This window comes from Dysosmobacter sp. Phy (assembly GCF_054476235.1).
This window is the reverse complement of the sequence record NZ_CM136997.1, coordinates 2636708-2658958: the sequence shown is the minus strand read 5'-3', so window position 1 is coordinate 2658958 and position 22251 is coordinate 2636708. Positions and strand designations below refer to the sequence as shown.

The 22251-nt window shown below is 64.3% G+C and carries 19 protein-coding genes and 1 other RNA gene; 10 read left to right on the top strand and 10 right to left on the bottom strand.

Features of this window, described 5'->3' with window-relative positions:
• Nucleotides 1-43: 43 nt before the first annotated feature.
• On the bottom strand, nucleotides 44-4300 hold the full coding sequence (locus ACVDHE_RS13180; protein ID WP_458884822.1) for an EAL domain-containing protein: 4257 nt from the start codon (nucleotides 4298-4300) through the stop codon (nucleotides 44-46).
• Between the two features lie 232 nt (nucleotides 4301-4532).
• Between ACVDHE_RS13180 and ruvC the strand changes: the two genes are divergently transcribed.
• The 7 genes from ruvC to ACVDHE_RS13145 all read left to right on the top strand — a co-directional run bounded on the left by ruvC (nucleotide 4533) and on the right by ACVDHE_RS13145 (nucleotide 9424).
• Nucleotides 4533-5042: a crossover junction endodeoxyribonuclease RuvC gene (gene ruvC, locus ACVDHE_RS13175; protein WP_458884821.1), complete on the top strand. Its 510-nt coding sequence runs from the start codon at nucleotides 4533-4535 to the stop codon at nucleotides 5040-5042.
• Nucleotides 5043-5051: 9 nt separating this feature from the next.
• Nucleotides 5052-5660 carry a Holliday junction branch migration protein RuvA gene (ruvA, locus tag ACVDHE_RS13170; protein ID WP_458884820.1) on the top strand — a complete coding sequence of 203 codons (609 nt, stop codon included), beginning with the start codon at nucleotides 5052-5054 and terminating at the stop codon, nucleotides 5658-5660.
• Nucleotides 5661-5728: 68 nt separating this feature from the next.
• A complete protein-coding gene (locus ACVDHE_RS13165) occupies nucleotides 5729-5884 on the top strand; it encodes a hypothetical protein (protein WP_418725321.1) in 156 nt (51 codons plus the stop codon).
• A 39-nt stretch (nucleotides 5885-5923) separates the two neighbouring features.
• Nucleotides 5924-6982 (top strand): Holliday junction branch migration DNA helicase RuvB, encoded by a 1059-nt coding sequence (gene ruvB / locus ACVDHE_RS13160; RefSeq protein ID WP_213038452.1) that lies wholly within the window; start codon nucleotides 5924-5926, stop codon nucleotides 6980-6982.
• A 57-nt stretch (nucleotides 6983-7039) separates the two neighbouring features.
• The gene (gene glmM, locus ACVDHE_RS13155; protein WP_458884819.1) at nucleotides 7040-8395 is read left to right on the top strand and encodes a phosphoglucosamine mutase; all 1356 of its coding nucleotides are present in this window, start codon (nucleotides 7040-7042) and stop codon (nucleotides 8393-8395) included.
• A gap of 66 nt (nucleotides 8396-8461) precedes the next feature.
• Nucleotides 8462-9103 carry a sigma-70 family RNA polymerase sigma factor gene (locus ACVDHE_RS13150; RefSeq protein WP_458884818.1) on the top strand — a complete coding sequence of 214 codons (642 nt, stop codon included), beginning with the start codon at nucleotides 8462-8464 and terminating at the stop codon, nucleotides 9101-9103.
• 39 nt (nucleotides 9104-9142) lie between these two features.
• Nucleotides 9143-9424 (top strand): zinc-ribbon domain containing protein, encoded by a 282-nt coding sequence (locus ACVDHE_RS13145; RefSeq protein ID WP_213038449.1) that lies wholly within the window; start codon nucleotides 9143-9145, stop codon nucleotides 9422-9424.
• Between the two features lie 269 nt (nucleotides 9425-9693).
• Here the strand turns inward: ACVDHE_RS13145 and ACVDHE_RS13140 are convergent, their stop codons facing one another.
• The 3 genes from ACVDHE_RS13140 to ACVDHE_RS13130 form a co-directional block, all read right to left on the bottom strand.
• The gene (locus ACVDHE_RS13140; RefSeq protein WP_213038448.1) at nucleotides 9694-10704 is read right to left on the bottom strand and encodes a tyrosine recombinase XerC; all 1011 of its coding nucleotides are present in this window, start codon (nucleotides 10702-10704) and stop codon (nucleotides 9694-9696) included.
• Nucleotides 10705-11254: 550 nt separating this feature from the next.
• Nucleotides 11255-12631, bottom strand: coding sequence for a DNA repair protein RadA (radA, locus tag ACVDHE_RS13135; protein ID WP_458884817.1), 1377 nt, complete (start codon nucleotides 12629-12631; stop codon nucleotides 11255-11257).
• Between the two features lie 221 nt (nucleotides 12632-12852).
• Nucleotides 12853-13569, bottom strand: a complete 717-nt coding sequence (locus ACVDHE_RS13130) for an N-acetylmuramoyl-L-alanine amidase (protein WP_458884816.1) — start codon at nucleotides 13567-13569, stop codon at nucleotides 12853-12855.
• A 172-nt stretch (nucleotides 13570-13741) separates the two neighbouring features.
• Here ACVDHE_RS13130 and ACVDHE_RS13125 point away from each other — a divergent pair, with 172 nt between their 5' ends.
• Together ACVDHE_RS13125 and ACVDHE_RS13120 are read left to right on the top strand one after the other, a co-directional pair.
• Nucleotides 13742-14209 (top strand): spore coat protein CotJB, encoded by a 468-nt coding sequence (locus ACVDHE_RS13125; protein ID WP_213038445.1) that lies wholly within the window; start codon nucleotides 13742-13744, stop codon nucleotides 14207-14209.
• Nucleotides 14209-14805, top strand: a complete 597-nt coding sequence (locus ACVDHE_RS13120) for a manganese catalase family protein (RefSeq protein ID WP_213038444.1) — start codon at nucleotides 14209-14211, stop codon at nucleotides 14803-14805. The genes ACVDHE_RS13125 and ACVDHE_RS13120 overlap by 1 nt, the downstream gene beginning before the upstream one ends.
• A gap of 159 nt (nucleotides 14806-14964) precedes the next feature.
• Here ACVDHE_RS13120 and ACVDHE_RS13115 read toward each other — a convergent pair whose 3' ends face one another.
• The 4 genes from ACVDHE_RS13115 to murD form a co-directional block, all read right to left on the bottom strand.
• Complete coding sequence (locus ACVDHE_RS13115) at nucleotides 14965-15222, bottom strand: hypothetical protein (protein ID WP_213038443.1); 258 nt, start codon at nucleotides 15220-15222, stop codon at nucleotides 14965-14967.
• Between the two features lie 284 nt (nucleotides 15223-15506).
• Nucleotides 15507-17546 carry an NAD-dependent DNA ligase LigA gene (ligA, locus tag ACVDHE_RS13110; protein ID WP_458884815.1) on the bottom strand — a complete coding sequence of 680 codons (2040 nt, stop codon included), beginning with the start codon at nucleotides 17544-17546 and terminating at the stop codon, nucleotides 15507-15509.
• A 61-nt stretch (nucleotides 17547-17607) separates the two neighbouring features.
• Complete coding sequence (gene yunB / locus ACVDHE_RS13105) at nucleotides 17608-18312, bottom strand: sporulation protein YunB (RefSeq protein WP_213038441.1); 705 nt, start codon at nucleotides 18310-18312, stop codon at nucleotides 17608-17610.
• 60 nt (nucleotides 18313-18372) lie between these two features.
• Nucleotides 18373-19743 carry a UDP-N-acetylmuramoyl-L-alanine--D-glutamate ligase gene (gene murD, locus ACVDHE_RS13100; RefSeq protein ID WP_458884814.1) on the bottom strand — a complete coding sequence of 457 codons (1371 nt, stop codon included), beginning with the start codon at nucleotides 19741-19743 and terminating at the stop codon, nucleotides 18373-18375.
• A 135-nt stretch (nucleotides 19744-19878) separates the two neighbouring features.
• Here murD and rnpB point away from each other — a divergent pair.
• Nucleotides 19879-20491, top strand: an RNA gene (rnpB, locus tag ACVDHE_RS13095) — RNase P RNA component class A.
• Between the two features lie 538 nt (nucleotides 20492-21029).
• Here the strand turns inward: rnpB and ACVDHE_RS13090 are convergent.
• Both ACVDHE_RS13090 and ACVDHE_RS13085 read right to left on the bottom strand, forming a co-directional pair.
• Complete coding sequence (locus ACVDHE_RS13090; protein ID WP_458884813.1) at nucleotides 21030-21197, bottom strand: hypothetical protein; 168 nt, start codon at nucleotides 21195-21197, stop codon at nucleotides 21030-21032.
• A 19-nt stretch (nucleotides 21198-21216) separates the two neighbouring features.
• Nucleotides 21217-22206 (bottom strand): helix-turn-helix domain-containing protein, encoded by a 990-nt coding sequence (locus ACVDHE_RS13085; RefSeq protein ID WP_458884812.1) that lies wholly within the window; start codon nucleotides 22204-22206, stop codon nucleotides 21217-21219.
• Nucleotides 22207-22251 lie beyond the last annotated feature (45 nt).

The window sequence follows — 22251 nt, the reverse complement described above, 5'->3', positions numbered from 1 at the left end:
GCCTCCCCATTGGGGAGGCGGCTCCTCTTTGCCTATGATAAAGTCATTCCAGCGGCTCATAAAAGCTGAAGCCGTCCTTTCCGGCGTTCTTGCTCCTGTACAGAGCAATATCCGCCTCCTTGATACAGCGGGTGTAGCGGAAGTTTTCCGACCGGACGAGGGTGATCCCCACGCTGCTGTACAGCGGCAGTTCCTTGTCGCTGCGCAGGGTCCTGAGCAGCAGCTCCACCCGGCGGGAGATGCTGTCATAGTCGCACAGGCCTTTGGCAAATACCAGAAACTCATCGCCGCCCAGACGGCCGATGATGTCTTCGTGACGGAAGGTGGCGGTGAGGATGCCTGCCATCCGCTGCAGGGCCTTGTCGCCCTCCAGATGTCCCAGCTGGTCGTTGGTCTGCTTGAAGTTGTCGATATCCAGCATCAGCAGCGCGCCGCAGGGGGAGGTGTCCGCAGACTGCACGTATTGGCACAGCTCCCGCTCAAAGGCAGCCCGGTTGTAAAGGCCGGTCAGAGGATCCCGGCTGGCGGCCATCTCCTGAGAGACTTCCTTTTCCTTTTCGCTGTTGATATCCCGCAGGTAGATCAGCGCGTAGACGTTCTGGGTCACATCCTCCCGGAAAATGTGGATCACCAGCTCTACCCAGCGCATCTGCTGGCCCACAGGGCGGCGGTAGGAGAAGGCGCGGCTGGATACCTGCTTTTCAAACAGCTCCTCGCAGTATCGCTTGTTCCGATAGAGGCGGAATTCCTCCATGTCCTTTTCAGTCAGATAGTGCGCAAGCCGCTGCTCCAGTACCGAGAAGAAATGCCGGGTATTGCGGCGGTAGTCCTGCTCGTAGCCGCTCCACAGGCCGCCGATGGATTTGAGCTGTCCGCTCTCCAGGTCCACCTCCGCATAGGCGATGGCCTCCGACAGCAGCACCTGATAGAACCGGCGGACCCGCATATTTTCCAGCTCCCGGACCCGCTCCATCCCGGTGGGTTCCACCACCGCCACCACGGTATCCCGGTCCTGCTGATCCTGTCCCAGATGCCGAAGCGTCAGACGGAACCACTCATAGGTACCGCTCTTGGATTTGAGCAGGACCTCCGGCAGCTCCGAGTCCGCTTTCAGCCGCACACGGGAAAAGGTGTTGCGGAAGGTCTCGACAAAGTGGGGGTGGACGAGCTCCTGGTCCAGCCAGCACTGGGGGAAGCCGGATTCATGAATATTTTCACCATACAGCAAGGACCGGTCCGTATGGAAGAAGATGGTCCGGTTCAGATCGTTGTACTCGAAGATCTCCCGGTTATGCACATCCGGCAGGAACTGGGTCTGCTGGATGCCGCTGAGAATGCGGTGATAACCCTCCAGACAGATCTTCCCGTTGCGGTCGGCGGTGCGGATGCCGGTGCAGCGGACCACCACCTCGCCCAGCTGGGGATGGTTCCAGGTGTATTCCAGCTGGACCACCCGGTGACTTTTGATCATGCTGTCCAGGGATTGGTTGACGTAGTGATAATAGCCGTCATTGATGCGGCTGTACCAGAACTGATAGCACTCCTCCGGTGAGAGGGGCTCCGTCTGGCCCAGGATCTGGCGCATGGTATCGTCCACCAGCATCTGTCCGGATTCGGTACCTTCCTCCAGCAGAAGGATCCACAGACCAACGCCGACGTTGCCCAGGATATTCCGGTAGTCCGAACGCAGCAGCATGCGCAGGCGGGTCTCGTTCCAGTCCTGACGGATACGGTTGACCAGGAAATAGGAGAGGACCCGGATCTGGGAGTCGTCATGAATGGAGTAGCGGGGGTTGTCCACCCCCAGAAAGCCGATGATCCGGTCATCCATGCGCAGGGGAACCGCGATCAGGCGGGTGATGTCCTGCTGGCTCAGATCGGACCACTCCTGGCGGTTGGACTCCCGCAGGGTGTCCAAATTGTAGATCCTGACAGAACGGTTCACGCGGAAGTGGTCCATCCAGCGGGCAAGAGACGTCGGCGGGACCATCTGGAGGTTCTGGGCCTGGGGCTCCACTCCTTCCCGGCACCACTCAAAGGTGTTGTTCCAGTACCCCTCGTTCTGCTTGTCCGGCTCGAAGAGATAGGCCCGGTCCGCCTGATAAAACTCACCCACGGAGGCCAGCACATGATTCACCGCCTGGCTGTAATCAGGATAGCGGGAAAGAATGGCGGTATAATCCACCACCTTTTCCGCAAAACGCAGCCGCTGGCGCAGATTCTCGCTGATGATCTCATGCTTGGTGACATCCAGCATCACCTCCAGCCGCATCTGCTTGCCGCGGAAGGTGAGGATCTTATCCTTGAGGATGAAGCGGCGTCCGCAGTATTCGTTCTCCTGCTCCCAGATGAAGAAGTCGTCGGGCTTCAAGACCTTGTTGGTGCAGAAGGGGCAGGGTTCGTCCCGCCCGTGGAGGACCTTGTAGCACTTTTTGCCCCGGTAGTCCCGGGTGCCGAAGAGCTTTTGCCCGGCGGGGTTGAGATAGTACAGTTCACAGGTCTCCAGGTCGCTGATGTAGAAGATGTCGTTCTCCGCGGCCAGGATGGACTTGACCAGCTCGTCCTCCTGGAATTCGTCGGCGCAGGTCTCCGCCACGGCCAGAGGCTGCCGCAGGGACTGCTCCCGGATCTGACGCTGACGGCAGGCGTCGCTGTCCGGCCGGAAATACAGCTCCTCGAACTGCTCCGGCGGCAGGGGGCGGGAGAACAAAAACCCCTGAAGCAGCCGGGGATGGAGCTCCTCCAGCGCCGCCAGTTCCTCCGGCGTCTCCACGCCCTCGCAGCACACCCGGATGGAGCTGGCGTCCGCCAGTTCGATCATGTTGCCCAGCAGACGGTAGTTGTACACGCTGCGCTGAATGCCGCTGACGAAGCTGCGGTCGATCTTGACCTCGTCCACATCCATGGCCTGGAGACGGCCCAGGCTGGAGTAGCCGGTGCCGAAATCGTCCACAGAGATCTGGATGCCGGAGAGCTTCCACAAGCGGAAGATCTCGTTGAGGGCAGGGTAGTCCAGAAGCTGCTTGTCCTCCGTGACCTCCACGATCAGGGCGCTGCCAGGCAGGCCGCTCTCCCGCAGGACCTCCAGCACGCGGTCGGCGATGTCCGCCTCGCATAGCTGGGTATAGGACATATTGACGCTGATGGAAAAATCCGGGACAATGCGGCGCCACTGCCGGCATTGCTCCAGAGCAGAGCGCAGCACCCAAAGCCCCACGGAGCAGATCAGGCGGCTGTCCTCCAGGATGGGGATGAACTCCACCGGAGACACGTCGCCCCGGCGGGGAGAGCGAAACCGAAGCAGTGCCTCTGCTCCGCAGAGCTGGTATGTGCCGGAGGCCACCTGCGGCTGATAGAACAGGGAGAAGCCGGCAAAATCCTGCTCGATGGCGTCCTCCAGCTCCTCGCGCAGCTCCAGAGCGGCCAGGTCCTTTTCATAGTCCTCGGCGGAAAAGAACCAGAGGGTGTTCTTCCCCTGGGCCTTGGCCCGGTCCAGGGCGTTTTCCGCGTACTGGTACAGCGTCCCGGCGTCAGGCACCAGATAGGTGCGGAAGGGAACGGCGCCGCCGGAGAGGGTGCATCGGCCGCTCAGGCGCCTGCGGATCTGGTCAAAGGCACCTTCCACATCCGCCTGCTCCCCGCCGGGGAACAGCACGGCAAAGCAGTCCCCGTTGGTCCGGTAGATCCGGCGTTCCCCGTCGGTGGCCTCCTCCATGGACTGGACCACCCGCTTGAGCAGCTGGTCGCCGCAGGAGCGGCCGTTTTTCAGGTTGATGGATTTCAGATCGTCCACCCCGGCCAGCAGCAGATAGCCGTCCGCACTGTCGGACAGCAGACTGTCCAGATCCTTCCGCAGCATGTCCAGATTGAATGCGCCGGTGAGCAGATCTGTCAGCTGGGCGGGCACAGCGTCGGAAATCCGGCCCACCATCCACAGCGGCACGCCGTTTTCGTTCCGATAGCAGCAGCCGCGGCAGTGGATCCAGACGGTCTCGCCGGAGCGGGTGCTCACCCGATAGTCCATCTCGTGGGTGTCCTTTTTGCCCTCCCGGATCTCCTTGAGATCCTTCAAAAGCGCGGACAGATCCCGGGGATAGACCAGGCTGCTCCACTCGGCAAAGGAGCAGAAGCTGCCCTTTTCCAAAAGTGCGTACTTGGACCGGACATTTTCTGAAAAATAGACCCGCTTGCTGGCGACGTCCCAGAGGAAGAAGTACTCCTCCGAGCTGGCGCTGAGCAGATTGAGTATATTGCGAAACAGGGCGATGGCCTGATCGCTTTTCTCCAATTCCATATTCATGCCGCATGGCTCCTTTGAAGATTTCCGCCTTTTGCCGGCCCCCGAAGGCCGCCCGGCAAAAGGCAGAAAATCCCTTGAATATTCCCTACGAATCATACCACTTTTGACCTCTTTCGTCAATGAAATCGGGGTACACAAATGGTGGATGTGATTTACCGCTTTCCGGTTGCGAAACCCCGGGGGATTTGCTATACTACTATTTTGGAAACACAGCGGCGGAAGGAGGGACCCTATGCGCATCCTGGGCATCGACCCCGGCATCGCCACCATCGGCTTCGGCCTGGTGGAGGCGGAGCGGGGGCAGGCGCGGATGGTCACCTACGGCGCCGTCACCACGCCCGCGGGGCTGCCCCTCTCCCGGCGCCTCTACCAGATCGACCGGGACATGGAGGAGCTGATCGGGAAGCTCCGGCCCGACGTGATGGCCATTGAGGAGCTGTTCTTCAACACCAACCTCACAACCGGCATCGCCGTGGCCCACGGCCGGGGGGTCATCCTCTGCGCCGCGGAGCGGTGCGGCGTGCCCCTGTACGAGTACACGCCGGGCCAGGTGAAGCTGGCGGTGACCGGCTACGGCAAGGCGGAAAAGCGCCAGGTCATGGATATGACGAAGCGGCTGCTGCACCTGCGGGCCGTGCCCCGGCCGGACGACGCCGCCGACGCCCTTGCCCTGGCCCTGTGCCACGCAAGGACTTTCACTTCACGGCTCCCGAAAAACGGGGATGTGAAGGAGACCATTTAGGAGGACACCATGTTTTACTATCTGGACGGCACCGTGGCGGAGATCGCGCCCTATCTGGCGGTGATCGACTGCGGCGGCGTGGGCTATGCCTGCAAGACCACCAACTACACCCTCTCCCGGCTGAAAAAGGGCCAGCGGGGAAAGCTGTACACCTATCTGAATGTGGGAGAGGGCATCTTCGAGCTGTACGGCTTCGCCACCCAGGCGGAGCTGGGCAGCTTCCGGCTGCTGATCGGCGTCTCCGGCGTGGGGCCCAAGGCGGCCCTGGCCATCCTCTCCACCGGCACGCCGGACGCCCTGGCCATGGCCATCATCACCGGGGACGAAAAGACCCTGACCGCGGCGCCGGGCATCGGCAAGAAGATCGCCCAGCGGATCATCCTGGAGCTGAAGGACAAGCTGGCCAAGGAGTCCGCCGCCACGGGCCTGGACTTCTCCGGCGGCGGAAATACTGTGAATGTATCTGCCTTTACATCAAAGGCCACAGAGGCCGCCCAGGCCCTGGCGGTCCTGGGCTACTCCAGCGCGGAGGTGAGCCTGGCCCTCAAGGGCGTGGACGTGGAGAACCTGCCTCTGGAGGAGATCATCCGCCAGAGTTTGAAGAAGATGGTGAAATAAACGTGTTTGGATATTTCACTCTGATGGCCTTCATACTCGGTTTTGGCATTCCTGCGATTTTCAAAGGAATGCGCTGGGCAGAGCTGAAGCAGCAGGAACGGCTTGTGGACCTGTCGGCCAGGGAACAGCAGGAGGCACATGACTGCTTCCGGGCCTTTGCCGGGCTTTTTACCGGCGAGCTGATCTGCGTGATCCTGCTGATCTATTGCCTCTTTACGCTGTAAAAATGCAGTTTTCGATCCCTCACAAAAGGAAGTGACGATTTGAGCATCGATTTCGGCAATGACATCTATGAAGAGCCCATCGTGGCCAAGACCTTTCTGCAGGAGGACGCCCAGGAGGGCTCCCTGCGGCCCAAGACCTTAAAGGAGTACATCGGCCAGGAGAAGGCCAAGGAGAACCTGTCCGTGTTCATCGCCGCCGCCCGCCAGCGGGAGGAGGCGCTGGACCACGTGCTGCTCCACGGCCCTCCGGGCCTGGGCAAGACCACCCTGGCCGGCATCATCGCCCAGGAGATGGGGGTGGGCATCCGCATCACCTCCGGCCCCGCCATCGAAAAGCCCGGGGACCTGGCGGCGCTCCTCACCAACCTGGGGGAGGGCGACATCCTCTTCGTGGATGAGATCCACCGGCTCAACCGCTCCGTGGAGGAGATTTTGTACCCCGCCATGGAGGATTACGCCCTGGACATCATCGTGGGCAAGGGCCCCAGCGCCAACTCCATCCGGCTGGATCTGCCGAAATTCACCCTGATCGGCGCCACCACCCGGGCCGGGCAGCTGTCCGCGCCCCTGCGGGACCGGTTCGGCGTGACGCTGCGGCTGGAGCTGTACACGCCGGAGGAGCTCTCCCGGATCGTCACCCGGTCCGCGGGGATCTTGAACGTGGACATCGAGCCGGAGGGGGCCTATGAGATCGCCCGGCGCAGCCGGGGCACGCCCCGCATCGCCAACCGGATGCTGCGGCGGGTGCGGGACTTCGCCCAGGTGAAGGCCGGCGGCGTCATCACCAAGGAGGTGGCGGACCAGGCCCTGTGCGCCCTGGAGATCGACCACCTGGGCCTGGACCCCATCGACCGGCGGATGCTGAGCGCCATCATCGAAAACTACGGCGGCGGCCCCGTGGGCCTGGAGACCCTGGCCGCCACCATCGGCGAGGAGTCCGTGACGCTGGAGGACGTGTACGAGCCGTACCTGATGCAGCTGGGCTTCCTGACCCGGACGCCCCGGGGCCGCTGCGTCACCCAGAAGGCCTACCGGCACCTGCACCTGCCGGTGCCCGGCGGCGCGGCGGCGGAGCCCATGGACCAGCTGACGCTGTAAAGGCGCCGTTTCCGCGCCGAATTTTGAAAAATCTGAACGTAACGAGGTAATTTGGATATGGGCAAGTTATTTGGAACCGACGGCATCCGCGGCGTGGTGGGAGAGAACCTGACCGCCGATCTGGCCTTCCGCACCGGGCAGGCCATCGCCTCCGTGCTGGAGGAGGAGACGGGCCGGCGGCCCCTGGTGGTCATCGGCAAGGACACCCGCATCTCCTCCGACATGCTGGAGTCCGCCCTGATGGCAGGCATCTGCGACCTGGGCGGCGACGTGATGCCGGTGGGCACCATCCCCACCCCGGCGGTGGCGTATCTGACCATGCAGGAGAAGGCCGACGCGGGCATCGTCATCTCCGCCAGCCACAACCCCTATGAGCACAACGGCATCAAGGTGTTCAGCGGCCAGGGCTACAAGCTCTCCGACGCCCTGGAGGCCCGGATCGAGGCCAAGATCCTCTCCGATGCGCCCATGAAGCACCGGACCCGGGAGCGCATCGGCCGCCGCCACCACGGCATGCGCCAGATGAAGCGGGACTACATCGACTTCGTGGCCTCCACCATCGAGTCGGACCTCTCGGGTCTGAAGATCCTGTGCGACTGCGCCAACGGCGCCGCCAGCGCCACGGCGCCGGAGCTGTTCGGCCGGTTCAAGGCCCATACGGACTTCATCTACACCCAGCCCGACGGCGTCAACATCAACAGCCGCTGCGGCTCCACCCACCTGGAGGACCTGTCCGCCCAGGTGGTCTCCGGCGGCTACGACATCGGCGTGGCCTTCGACGGCGACGCCGACCGGTGCCTGCTGGTGGACGAGAGGGGCGGCGTCATCGACGGCGACAAGGTCCTGGCGGTGTGCGCTCTGGACATGAAGCGCCGGGGAAAGCTCCGGGGCAACACCCTGGTGGCCACGGTCATGAGCAACCTGGGGCTCCACGAGTTCTGCCGAAACAGCGGCATCGACCTCATCTGCACCGACGTGGGCGACCGGAACGTGCTGGAGAAGATGCTGGAGAAGGACTTCCGCATCGGCGGCGAGCAGTCCGGCCACACCATCTTCACCGACGTGGAGACCACCGGCGACGGCGAGGTGACGGCCCTCCAGTTCCTCCAGGTCCTCGCCCGGTCCGGCAAGAGCGCCAGCGAGCTGGCGTCGGTCTGCGCCGTGTACCCCCAGGTGCTGGTGAACGTGGCGGTGCCCCACAGCGGCGGCGTCAAGGAGAAGATCATGGCCTCCGCGGAGCTGGCCGCGGCGGTGAAGCGGGAAGAGGAGGCCCTGGGCGAGACCGGCCGGGTGCTGGTGCGTCCCTCCGGAACCGAGGCGCTGATCCGGGTCATGGTGGAGGCCAAGTCCACAAACACCGCCCAGGAAGTGGCAGACCGCTTGGCAGATTTCATAAAATCACAGGACCTGTGAGAAAAAGTCCCCGGCAATTTTAATAATTCGCTTGACATTTCGAGAGATTGATGCGTATAATGGCATATGCGTAACTCACAAGAGCAAACCCATCTGCCTCTGGACCGGCACAGCGATGAAGCCCTGTGCGCTCTGGTAGCCTCTGGAAATCGGGAGGCTGAGGAGGTCCTGGTGGCCCGGTATAACCGGCTGGTCCGCACCTGCGCCCGCCCCTTCTTTCTGATTGGCGGAGACAGCGAGGACCTGACCCAGGAGGGGATGGTGGGTCTCATCAAAGCCGTCCGGGAATACGACGCCGCCAAAGAGGCCTCGTTCCGGACGTTCGCGGAAATCTGCATACGCAACCGGCTGTATTCCGTACTCCGCGCCGCGGCGCGGGATAAGCATTCACCGCTCAATCAGTCGGTTCCCCTGGATACACCCTTCCTTGACAGCAACTCCTACACCTCTGGTACCAGTCATTTGGCGCAGCGCAATCCCGAGGATTTCCTGATCGACAGGGAGCACACAGCAGCCCTCTTAGCCGGTGTCCGGAAACAGTTGTCCGAGTTTGAAGCAGAGATTTTGGGGTACTATTTGGACGGTCTTTCATGCAGGGAAATTGCCGAGACGGTAGGCAAGCCCCCAAAGTCCGTGGACAACGCCGTGCAGCGTATTCGACGCAAGGTGGCGCGGCAGCTTCAATCCGGCGATCTCAGCGGAAGCTGAGCGCATATATATTTTTCTTTTCAAAGAGAGGGTAAAAACATGTACGAAGACAAGACTTTAGTGTGCAAAGAGTGCGGCCAGGAGTTCGTGTTCACCGCCGGTGAGCAGGAGTTCTACGCTGAGCGCGGCTTCCAGAACGAGCCCCAGCGCTGCAAGGCCTGCCGGGATGCCCGCAAGAACGCTGCCCGCGGTCCCCGGGAGTACTTCACCGCTGTTTGCGCTGCCTGCGGCGGCGAGGCCAAGGTTCCCTTTGAGCCGAAGTCTGACCGTCCGGTCTACTGCAGCGAGTGCTTCGCCAAGATGAGAGAGCAGCAGAGATAAGGACCATTCGGTTTTTATAAATGATGCTACAAGACGCCGCCCGCATCATGCGGGCGGCGTCTTTCTGCGCTTTTCAGCTCCGGTGTCCCGGGACCGCTGCTGCCCCTGTGACCCCGCCGCACCGGCACGGCATAGCGGTGGCTCCGCAGGGGCCGGATGCGGGACCGCTGACTGCCGCGCCTTTTCGGAGACCGCCCCGCCGGGCGGCGGGGGAAAGGGGAGGGGGCCGTGAAAGGGGAGACCGGCCGGGAGGCGTCCCTCCGGGCCGGTCACGTCTGATTTCCCTTGCGCTTGACTTTTGAGAGGGGATTGGCCTTCGCCGCCACCCGCAGGGCGTCGCTGTCGATGTGGGTGTAGATCTCCGTGGTGTTGAGATGGTCGTGGCCCAGGACCTCCTGGACCGCCCGGACGTCCACGCCGTTTTGCAGCATCAGCGTGGCGGCGGTGTGGCGCAGCTTGTGGGACGAGTACTCCGAGGCGTCGATGCCTGCCTCGGCCAGGCGCTTTTTCACCATGGCGTGGACCGTGGACCGGCTGACCCGCTCGTTCTGGGACGAGAGAAACAGCGCGTCGGCGTCCCGGCCGGTGATGGGCCGCCGCACCGCCAGATACCGCCGCAGGGCCTCCTGGCAGGCGTCGTTGAGGTAGAGGATGCGGACCTTGTTGCCCTTGCCCAGGACCCGCAGGGTGTCGCCCTGGATGTCCCGGCGGTTGAGGCCCACCAGCTCGCTGATCCGCAGGCCGCAGTTGAGGAACAGCGTCAGGATACAGTAGTCCCGTTCCTGATTTTTGCCATCCACAGAACTCAAAAGCTGGATGCTTTCGTCCAAAGTCAGGTATTTCGGCAATGTTTTCTTCAATTTCGGAGAGTCGATATCTTTGACAGGATTTTCACGAAGTAGGTGCATCTTGTTGGTCAGGTAGTTGTAAAACGACCGGATCGTGGCGATCTTCCGGGCCCGGGACGCGGCGTTCAGACCGTAGTCAGACCGGGCGCTGTTTGGATGCAGGACCCGGTCCCGGCTGAGATAAGCCATGTAGCCGTAGATGTCCGTCAACGTCACGGCGGCCACAAAGTCCAGATCCACGTCCATAATGTCGATCTCGTCCAGCGCCAGGCCCGCCAGGGACGGATCGCGCTGCTGCTTGAGATAGCGGAAGAAATTCCGCAGGTCCAGGAAGTATTCGTCCACGGTGCGCCTGGAGTGGGCTTTGATGGTCTCGTGATACGCCAGAAAATCCCGCAGGATCTGCGGCGCCTGGGTGCGGTAGTCGATCATATCTCTGTATGCGGAGATGCGCCGGACAGTGCGGCGGCCTGTGCCGGCCGGCGCCGGGCCCGGAAGGGGCCGATGGGTCCCGGAGGCCCCAAAGGGGCTCCATAGCCGTTTTGCCCTCCCCTAAATTGAACAAAATTTTTATTTTGTTCAATTTATAATATCCCCGCAAAACCTCCTCTCTCAGCGTCTCCCCGGACGGAGCGCGGCTGTGAGCGGCATTCGTCCGGGGGTTTACACATTTTGTGTTTGCTTTTCCTCGTGGAGATCTGCCGGTGCGCCGCCGGGCGGCCTGCGCTGTCCGGCGTTTTTGCGCGCTGCGGTCCGCTGTGACGCCCGGCGTTGTCCGGATGCGCCCTTGCAGCTTTCCGCAGCGGCGGACATAAAACCGCCGCTGCCCGGCCAAGCTATGGATAATCTCTTTCAGAACGGATGATGCTCATGAGCCTGATCCCCTGTACCAGCCAGTGCGTGTACCAGCAGGACGGCGTGTGCACCCTGGACAGCGCCGCCGCCGCGGGCGTGCCGTCCCTGGGCGGCGCCTGCGTCCACTTCATCCCCGCGCGCCCAGCGCCGCTCGGATCGCCTCACCGATATTCCCGGCCGGAATCAGATCCAGACCCGGCGGCGCCGTCAGGGCCCCGGTCCGGCGGCGCGGGACCACACACCGGCGGAAGCCCAGCCGGTGGATCTCGCTGATCCGCTGCTCCAGGTGGCTGACGCTGCGCAGCTCGCCGGTCAGGCCCACCTCCCCCACGGCCACCAGGTCGCCGGGCACGGGCCGGTCCAGATAGCTGGAGGCCAGGGCGATCACCGCCGCCAGGTCCGCGGCGGGCTCGTCCAGCCACAATCCGCCGATGATGTTGAGATAGGCGTCGCAGGCGGAGACCTTCAGTCCCCCCCGCTTGTCCAGCACCGCCAGCAGCATGGCGAAGCGGTTGTAGTCGAAGCCGTTGCTGGTGCGGCGGGGATTGGAGCCTGCGGTGCTGACCACCAGGGCCTGGATCTCCGCCAGCACCGGCCGGGCCCCCTCCATGACACAGGTGACGCAGGTGCCCGGCGCGTCCTCCGGACGGCCCGAGAGCAGCAGCTCCGAGGGGTTTTCCACCTCCACCAGGCCGCTGTCCCGCATCTCAAAGACGCCGATCTCGTTGGTGGCGCCGAAGCGGTTCTTGGCGGCCCGGAGGATCCGGTGGGCGGCGTGCTGGTCGCCCTCGAAGTACAGCACGCAGTCCACCATGTGCTCCAGCACCTTGGGGCCCGCGATGGAGCCCTCCTTGTTGACGTGGCCGATGACGAACACCGTGATGCCCCGGCCCTTGGCCACCTGCATCAGCGCCATGGCGCAGTCCTTTACCTGGCTGACGCTGCCCGCCGGAGAGTCCAGGGCCTCGTTCCAGAGGGTCTGGATGGAGTCCACGATCAGCACCTCCGGCGCCTCCGCCGTCACCGCCTCCAGGACCTCCCCCAGGCTGGTCTCCGACAGCACCAGAAGGTTGGGGCTGTCCACATGTAATCGTTTAGCACGCAATTTCAGCTGGTGCTCGGACTCCTCCCCGGATACATACAGCACCCGGGAGGACTTGCACAGCTGGTCGCAGATCTGGAGCATCAGCGTGGATTTGCCGATGCCCGGGGCGCCGCCCACCAGCACCAGCGAGCCCTTGACGGCGCCGCCGCCCAGGACCCGGTCCAGCTCCCCCATGCCCGTGGGAAAGCGGATCTCCTCGTCGGTGCGCAGCTCCGTCACCGGGCAGGCCCGGCGCTTCGGTCCGCCTGCGGAGCGGGAGGGCGGGATCTTCCCCGCCGTCCGGGGCTGCTCCGGCTGCTCCACGATGGTGTTCCAGGCCCCGCAGGCCGGGCACTTCCCCGCCCACTTGGCGGTCTCATTGCCGCAGGACGTGCAGTAAAAGAGCGTTTTTTGCTTCATAATACCTCCCAAAAAGAGCGGAGCGCCTGGCGGGCCTGTCCCCGGGCGGCCGCCGGGCCTTTGAAAACCTTCCCCCAAGGGGGAAGGCGGCCCCGAAGGTGCCGGATGGGGGGCCTGCTTCGGACCAGACCTCCGTACGCCGCCCCCCTCATCAGCCGCGCTGCGCGCCGGCTTCCCCCGGGGGAAAGCCTTGGGTGTTGGCCGCTGCGCACGCCGGTCCTTTACTCCGTGCCCAGCAGCCCCGCCGCGATGGCGGCGGCCAGGCGCAGCTGGTGCTCCGGCGTTTTCAGCTTTGCCGCCTCGGCCTCGTTGGTGAGAAAGCCGCACTCCACCAGCACGCCGGGGGCTGTGATGTTCTTCATCAGGTACACCGACGCGCCGATGGCCGCCGGGCTCTTGGCCTTCCCCTCATTGACCGCCTGGTTCAGCGCCTCCTGGACGCCGGACGCCAGGGGCGCCGCGCCCTCGGCGCCGTTGAAGAACACCTGGGCCCCGTGGGTCGACGGCGAGGACGGCAGGCTGTTCTGGTGGATGCTCAGCAGCACGGCGTTTTCCGTGGCTTCCACCAGCGCCGCCCGGTTGCGAAGGTCCGACACCTTTTTCTCCCGCAGCGTGGAACAGCCGGGATCGTAGATGGCGTCCTCTCCGGCGCGGGTCATGACGGTGTCCACCCCGGTGAAGGCCAGCAGGTCCCGGACCCGCAGGGCGACAGCCAGGTTCAGCCCCGCCTCCACCGTGCCGTCGGCGGCCACGGCGCCGCCATCCTCCCCGCCGTGTCCGGCGTCTACCACCACCGTGGGCCGCTGCGCCGCGGTGCCGGCGGCAAAGGCCGCCGTATAGGCGCCGCTGCCCTGCCACAGCACCGCACCCAGCGCGGCTAGAAAGCAGAGGCACAGCCCCGCCAGGTACAGATGGCGCTTATGCAGTACGATCATCATCGTCCCCACCCCCGGTGGGAGCCTATGAGGACCTGCTTATCCCATATACCGCATTATAGCCGCCGCCGGGTCCAAAATCAAGGGCAGTCGCCCTTCCCTCCCCTGCTGCATAGGATGGAGTGGGCGCGGGGACGCTCCCCGCGTCATGTGAACGTAAGGAGGAATCCCAAGGATGGAAAAACCCAACAAGCCCGATCTGCCCGCTCCGCAGCCCTGCGGCCCCGGCCAGGGGCAGCTGCCCGGCTGCTGCGGCGCGCTGGCATTTCCCTATATCCCCATGCAGGAGGAAAACCCCGTCCGGTACAGCCGGATGGAGGCCCTCCAGACCGGGACGCTGTTCCCGGGGCTGGACCTGCCCTTCAAGGCGGCCATCCAGGCCAAGACGAAGCTCGCCAACACCGCTCTGGTGGAGCTGATGGCCCTGGACTTTGCCATTGACGAGCTGGGGCTCTACCTCACCACCCACGCGGAGGACCAGGAGGCCCTGAACCTCTACTGGTCCTATATCAAGCTGGCCAAAGAGGGCCGGGAAAAGTACCAGCAGATGTACGGACCCCTGCTGCAGACGGATCTGACGCCGGAGGCGGGCTACGCCTGGCTGAAAGACCCGTGGCCCTGGGAGGAAGGAGGCAATGCCTGATGTTCGTCTATGAGAAGAAATTGCAGTACCCGGTGAAGATCAAGAACACCAACCCCAAGCTGGCGGCCCTCATCATCAGCCAGTACGGCGGGCCCGACGGGGAGCTGGGCGCTTCCCTGCGGTATCTGAGCCAGCGCTACTCCATGCCCTACCCGGAGCTCAAGGGCCTCCTGACCGACATCGGTACCGAGGAGCTGGGCCACCTGGAGATGATCGGCACCATCGTCCACCAGCTGACAAGGGACCTCACCGAGGACCAGATCAAGGCTGCCGGCTTTGCCCCCTACTTCATCGACCACACCGCCGGGGTCTACCCCACCGCCGCCTCCGGCTCCCCCTGGAACGCCGCCGGCATGGCCGTCAAGGGCGACACCATCGCGGACCTGACCGAGGATCTGGCCGCCGAGCAGAAGGCCCGGGTAACCTATGACAACATCCTGCGCATGAGCGACGACCCGGACGTCAGCGACGCCATCAAGTTCCTGCGGGCCCGGGAGATCGTCCACTTCCAGCGCTTCGGCGAGGGACTGCGCCTGGCCAAGGACAGACTGGACGAGAAGAACGTCTACTATATGAACCCCTCCTTCGACCGCTGAGCGGCCCCCGGAGCGCGCAAAAACGCCCGCCGTTCCTTTTCGGAACGGCGGGCGTCTGTCGTCTCGCGGTCCGCCGCCTCCCCAAAGGGACGGCGGGCGATCCTCTTCACGCGCTGCCGCCCCACCGGGGGCGGCTTGCGGAGTTGGCGCTTTGGGGGATCAGGACACGGCGGGAATGGTACCGCTGGACAGATCCGCCACCAGGTGCATCAGACGGGCCCGGTCCTCCCGGCGGGAGGCGAACAGCTCCAGGCTGTCGCCCTCCTCCTGGATCAGACGGCCCACCGCGATGTAGCGGGAGAGAGAAGATTTCAAATTAAAAATGTCTCCCTCCGGGCTCTTCAGATACACGTCGCCTTCGCAGGACTCCACGGTGTCCAGGAACTCCTGGATGTCAGCCTCAGAATGCAATCTCACGGGAAACACACATCCTTTCTGGAATTGATTTGGCAGCCGTTTCCGGCTACGGTTATGGTATATCATGAAGGAGCCGTCCGTGTCTATGGAGGATGTCAATAAGATTTCCCACCACCCCCCTCGGGAATTTTGGAGGTCCGTACAAATTTGCGTAATTATTTTGTAACAAATCAAAATACGTAATCGATTTTTCAAGAAAAAATCAATATAAAACAGTCCCGACTGCCGATCAGCTGTCCGGCAGTCGGGACCGTGTTTGCGGGGATTTGCGGAGTGGTCGTACCTCAGGGGGCGGGCGTTTGTGCCTGGTCCAGGGATGCCAGCACCGCGGCGGCATCCCCCTCCCCCTCTCCGATCAGGGTCAGGAAGGCCGCCTCGTCGATGACGGGGACGCCCAGCTCCTGAGCCTTGCGCAGCTTGGACCCGGCGGCCTCGCCGGCCACCACGCAGAAAGTCTTTTTGGACACGGACCCGGAGACCTTGGCGCCCAGGGCCTCCAGCTTCTCCCCCGCCTCCTTCCGGGAGAAGGCGGTCAGCTCCCCGGTCAGCACGAAGGTCCGCCCGGTAAGCAGGTCCCCCACCGGCGCCGCCGTGGAGGTCATGTTGACCCCCGCCGCCGCCAGGCGGGCGATCAGGTCCCTGGCCTGGGCCCCGGCGAAGTACTCCGTGATGCACCGGGCGGTGATGGCGCCCACGTCGGGGATGGCGGTCAGCTCCTCCTCCGTGGCGGCCATCAGGGCCTCCATGGAGCCCAGCCGGGCCGCCAGGACCTTGGCGGCCTTCTCCCCCACCTGGCGGATGCCCAGGCCGTAGAGCAGGCGGCTCAAATCGTTGGCCTTGGAGTTCTCGATGGCCCGGATCAGGTTCTCCGCGGACTTGTCCCCCAGCCGGTCCAGCTTGGCAACGTCCGCAGCGTGGAGGGTGTACAGGTCCGCCGCCGTGCGGACCAGGCCCGCGTCCACCAGCTGCTGCACCACGGCGGGGCCGCAGCCGTCGATGTCCATGGCGCCGCGGCTGGCGAAGTGGGTGAGGTTGCGCAGCAGCTGGGCCGGGCACTCGGCGCCGGTGCAGCGCGCCGCCGCGCCGTCCTCGTCCCGGACCACCGGCGCGCCGCACACCGGGCAGGCGTCCGGCAGCACGTAGGGCACGGTGCCCTCGGGCCGCTTCGTGAGGTCCACCTCCAAGATCTCCGGGATGATCTCCCCGGCCTTCTGGACCAGCACCGTGTCCCCCACGCGGATGTCCTTCTCGGCGATGAAGTCCTGGTTGTGGAGGGTGGCGTTGGTGACGGTGGTGCCCGCCAGGCGCACCGGCTCCAGCACCGCCTTGGGGGTCAGGACCCCGGTGCGGCCCACCTGGACCACGATGTCGGTGACGCGGGAGTACTTCTTCTCCGGCGGGTACTTGAAGGCCACGGCCCACTTGGGGAACTTGGCGGTGGAGCCCAGCCGCTCCCGGTCCGCCAGGTGGTCCACCTTGACCACGGCGCCGTCGATGTCAAAGGGGTAGTCCATGCGCTCGTCGTTGATGCGCTCGATCTCCTCCTGGACCGCCGCCGTGCCGGTGAGGGTCTTGTGGGGGATCACCTTGAAGTGCTGGCTGGCCATGTAGTCCAGAGTCTCGGCGTGGGAGGAGAAGGTCTTTCCCTCCGCCAGCTGGAGGTTGAACACCTGGATGTCCAGCTTCCGCTCAGCGCAGACCTTGGGGTCCAGCTGCCGCAGACTTCCGGCGGCGGCGTTGCGGGGGTTTGCCATCAGGGGCTTGCCCTGGAGCTCCCGCTGGGCGTTGAGCTCGGCGAACACCGCCCGGGACATGTAGACCTCCCCCCGGACGATGAGCCGGGGGAGCTTGTCCGGCAGCGTCATGGGGATGGAGCGGACGGTTTTCAGGTTCTCCGTCACGTCCTCGCCCACCCGGCCGTCGCCCCGGGTGGCGCCCCGGACGAACACGCCGTCCCGGTACTCCAGGGCAACGGAGAGGCCGTCCACCTTGGGCTCCACGGAGTAGGCCACGGCCTCGCCCAGGGCCTCGGCCATGCGGCCGCAGAACTCCGCCACCTCGTCGCCGTTGAACACGTCCTGGAGGCTCTCCAGGGGCACCGGGTGGTCGTAGGTCTCAAAGCCCTCCAGGATCTTGTCCCCCACCCGCTGGGTGGGAGAGTCCGGCGTGATCTCCTCCGGGTGCTCTGCCTCCAATTCCTCCAGGCGGCGGTTGAGCCGGTCGTACTCGTAGTCCGGGATCACCGGCGCGTCCAGTACATAGTATAGGTAGCTCTGCTGGTTCAGAAAGTCCCGCAGCTGTTTCATTTCCTCCCGGTAGTCCATGGGATACCTGCCTTTCTTTGGTGCGGGGGAGGGCCACAGGCCCTCCCCCTGCCGTTGCGTTTTAGTTGCCGTTGAGGATGTAGTCCTTCAGATCCTCCTCGTAGGTGTCCGGATCCGTGCTGAAATAGGTGTAGCTGTCCGGCACCGAGCCCACGATCACCGTCTCCGCCACGATGAAGGAGTTGGAGACCTTGGTGGCGGTGGTGAAGCCCGGCAGCAGGATGCTGACGTACACGTCGATGGTCAATATGATCTGGTGCTTGGTCTGGTTGATGCCCGCAGAGGTGAAGGCGTTTTGAAAGCTGGCCTGAGAGGACCCCACGGACTCCATCCGCACGGTGATCCGGGGCCCCCGGCCGGCCAGCAGCGCCGAGCCCGTCAGGCTCCCGATGGGGATGGACAGGTCCTTGGCGGACACCTGGTTGATCCGCTCCAGCACCGTCTGCAGGATGTGGGACTGGAGCAGGTTGAAGGCCGCCATGTTGCTGCGCACGGCGGTGATCTTTCCGTCGTTGTCCTTCTCGAAGTTCACCAGGTTCTCATAGTCCAGCTCGCCGGAGGCGATGGCCTCGTCCACCGACTGGGTCACGATCTGGGTCACGGCGTTGGACACCCGGGTGGTGGCGAGAGAGGTCAGCAGCGGCTTCATCTGCGCCGCCGCCAGGGCCAGCGCCGTCAGGGCCGCCGCCACGGCGGTCAGCGCCGCCAGCCGTCCCAGCCGCAGCCGGGCCAGCCGGCGGCGGTAGTAGTGAAATCCCAGAGCCATGGCACATCGCCCCCCTTCCCGCCATCCTATGCGGGCAGGGGTTGACCCTAGGCCGGAAACTTACCGGAGGGCGTTCACCAGATCCTTGAACACCCGGCCCCGCTCCATGAAGTTGGCGAAGCGGTCGAAGGAAGTGCTGGCCGGGGACAACATCACCACGTCCCCTGCTTTGGCGCGGCTGTCCGCCAGGGCCACGGCGGCAGGGTAATCGCTTACCTCCAGGATCTCCAGCCCGGCGTAGTTGTCCGCCTGCTCCACGGCGGCGCGGATCACTCCGGCGGTGGCGCCGCAGAGGATCAGCAGCTTCACGTGCTCGTTGACCTCCGGGCCCAGAGGCGCGTAGGAGATGCCCTTGTCCTTGCCCCCGGCGATGAGGATGACCTTCTCCGGGAAGCTGCGCAGCCCCGCGATGGTCCGGCTGGGGCTGGAGGCGATGGAGTCGTTGTACCAGCGGACGCCATTGCGCTCCCGGACCAGCTCGATCCGGTGCTCCACGCCGCCGAATTCCCGGGCGAAGTCCCGGATGGTCTCGTCGCTCACCAGGCCGTCCACGGCGGCGATGGCCGCCAGGTAGTTCTCCACGTTGTGGACGCCGGGCAATTTGATGTCGGCGGTGTCCATCACCACCCGCTCGCCCTGGCCGTCCCGGACCACCACGCTGGTGCCCCGGAGGAACGCGCCCTCGTCCACCTCTTTTTGCCGGGAGAACCACCGCACCCGCCCCGGGGCCTTGGCGGCGGAGCGGACGGTGTCGGCGTTGTCGGCATTGAACACGGCCAGGTCCCGGGCGGACTGGTGTGTAAAGATATTTTCCTTTGCAGCAATGTACTCGGCGTAGTCCTTGTGGACGTCCAGGTGGTTGGGCGAGAGGTTGGTCACCACGGCGATGGCCGGGCTCTTTTTCATGGTCATCAGCTGGAAGGAGCTCAGCTCCAGCACCGCCCAGTCCGTGGGCGCCATGGCGGCGGCCTCGCTGAGCAGCGGGTGGCCGATGTTTCCGCCCACGTGGACGGTCCGTCCGGCCCGGCGCAGCAGCTCGGAGATGATGGTGGTGGTGGTCGTCTTGCCGTCGCTGCCGGTGACGGCGATCATGGGACAGGGGCACACGTGGAAAAAGGCCTCCATCTCACTGGTCAGCCGGCTGCCCCGCTCCACGGCGGCGGCGATGGGCGGCAGGTCCGGCCGCAGGCCCGGGGTCCGGAAGATCACGTCCTCGGTGAGATCGGCCAGGTAGTCCTCTCCCAGCTTCAGCGCCACGCCCCGGGCGGCCAGCTCCGCGCCGAAGTCCCCCAGGTCGGTCTTTTTGTCCCGGGCGGTGACGGCGCAGCCGTGGTCCACCAGCAGCTCGATCAGGGGCCGGTTGCTGACGCCCACGCCCAGCACGGCGGCGCGCTTGCCCCGCAGGGAATTCATATAGGTATCCAGATCCATGGAATCGCTCCTTTTATCCCCCGCGCAGCGGAGGCTCATACGATGGAAATGATACCACAAACAGGCGGAAAATACAACGGGGCCGGAGATTTTCCGCGTTGACTTTCTCCCCGCCGTCGGTTACAATAGCCTTTGCGAGGAAGACAGACAGTCGCGTGGGCAGGCCGAAAGGCCGTCCATGAGGAAAGTCCGGGCTCCACAGGGCAAGGATAACGGGTAACGCCCGCCGAAGGCGACTTCAGGAAAAGTGCAACAGAGAGATACCGCCAGAGCGGCTGATCCGTGCCGGCAAGAATGGAATAAAGGTGAACAGAGATGGAATGCGGCGTCCGGGTCCTGCGGGGTCCGGGCAGGCGGTGAGCGGGCCGAAGGCTCCCTCCTTCCGCCGAACAGCGCAACGGCCTCTGCGCGGGACAGCGCAGGGGTGTTGTGTGAAGAGGGACGAAGGGTCCCTCTTCACCATTTCGATCAAACCCGCCGAAGGCGGGCGGTCCCGCAGGGACCGATGGCACCTTTCCACCCTTACCAGTGCGGCTCAGCCGCCCTGGTAAGGGTGGAAAGGTGCGGTAAGAGCGCACCCGACGGCTCGAGAGTGTCCGTCGCTGTAAACTCTATCCGGAGCAACACCGTGGAAAGGACAGATGGCCGGCCCGGCCGTCCTTAGGAGGTGGCTTGAACGCACCGGCAACGGCGCGTCTAGATAGATGACTGTCAGATACAGAACCCGGCTTACAGTCTCCCTCGCAAGATACGGCCCCGGCTGCGCAACGGCAGCCGGGGCCTCAGCCTGTTTAAACAGGCTGAGGCGATTTTGGACGCTTTTGCAAACCGACCAAAATCTTTTGATCCAAATCGTGCAGGAAACCCCTCCTGGGTTTCCCGCACACACCCTTCCTTCCCGCCAGCGGCAGTCCTCTATGCGCATAAGGACGGGCTTTCGATGGTCGCCAGGCCAGCGGCAGCGAAAACCGGTGCTGTTTCTTTCACTGTGCAGCCCGTTGAGCCCCGCTGTGCGGGAGCGCAGCTCTTCGACCGCCGGTGGAAGGCGCACGGACGGCGGGGCCGCGGTCCGGGACAGGCCGATTCGCACGACCCCCGTAACCACAGACAGGCGGACCGGACGGTCCGCCTGTCTGTCTTCCGTTTTTCTCTTTTGGACCGCCCCGCGGCCCGGAAGGTGAATTGCCCCGAAGGGGCAAGAGAAGCCCCTCTGGAGGGTTCTCTTTTCGTAAAAAGAGAACATGGGGGGCGGGATCCGCCGGGAGACCTCCCGGCGGGCGCCCGCGTCACTGATACCGGTACTTCTCCCCGGTGTAGCGGTCCACGCACCGCAAAAACAGCTCCCGGCTGCGGAACTCCAGCAGGCGGAACCCGGCCTCCGGGTGGAAGGACACGATCTTCCGCTCCGGGCAGACCCACATCCGCCAGGGGCCCGCCGCGGTGACTTGCTCCATGGGGCCGCCTCCTTTCCGCTCACTGCTCCCAGATCTGCACCAGGGCCTCCCGCACCTCCTCCGGCACGGTGTCCGGCCAGGTCTCCACGATCTCCCCGTCCACGCAGTCGTAGACCGTATACGGCTTCTCCGGCCAGCGGGTGCGGATCACAAGCTCGTCCTCTCCGTCACCGTCGGTGTCTCCGGCGGCCGCGCCGATGCAGTCCTCCACCACCAGGACGGTGCTATCCGATCCATCGGCAGGGTCCGTCACCCAGAACCGATAGTCGCACAGATAGGCGTGCCCCCGGGACTCAGCATAGGGGTCTGGATAATAGTTCTCCGATGTGTACTGAAGACAGGGATATCCCAATACGAAGGAGAAGTAGCTTGGGCTGAAGGTCACGTCCATCAAGCCGCCCAATTCGTACATCCCGGTATCGATACATGAAGTAATCACGCCGGTATAGGTCAGCCGGTTCCACCGGTATTCCATCTGATAGGAAATGGGGTTTCCCCGCTCATTTTTCTGAACGACTGCGTCAAAATCCACGCCGTCGCCGCAGCGCAGCTTCAAAAGGTCGCCCTCCTGGCGCAGATAGAGATAGTCCACCCCGTCCACGGTCTCCTTCAGGACGAAAGCGTCCTCCCGGGTCTCCGTCACGTACAGGGCGTTGTATGCGATCACCAGCCCCGCCGCGATCAGCAATGCCAGCACCGCGCCCAGGCGGCCCCAGCTGCGCCGCCGCTCCCGCCGGAGGCTGTCATCGGAAATGGTCAGTAAGTTCTTCACAGGGTCCTCCTCTCCGCTCGGGACGGCCTGCCGCCGGCAGGCCAGCAGCTCCTCCACGCCCAGCCCCAGCGCCGCCGCCAGGGGCTCCAGCAGCGTCACGTCCGGGTAGCTCAGGCCACGCTCCCACTTGCTGACGGCCTTGTCGGTCACGTGGACCTTCTCCGCCAGCTCCCGCTGGGTCAGTCCCAGCTCCCGGCGGCAGTCCCCGATAAAGGCGCCCAGCCGCTCCTTGTTCATATTCATCACCTCTTGCCCCAAAGTGTACCCCGGAACGGAAAAAAT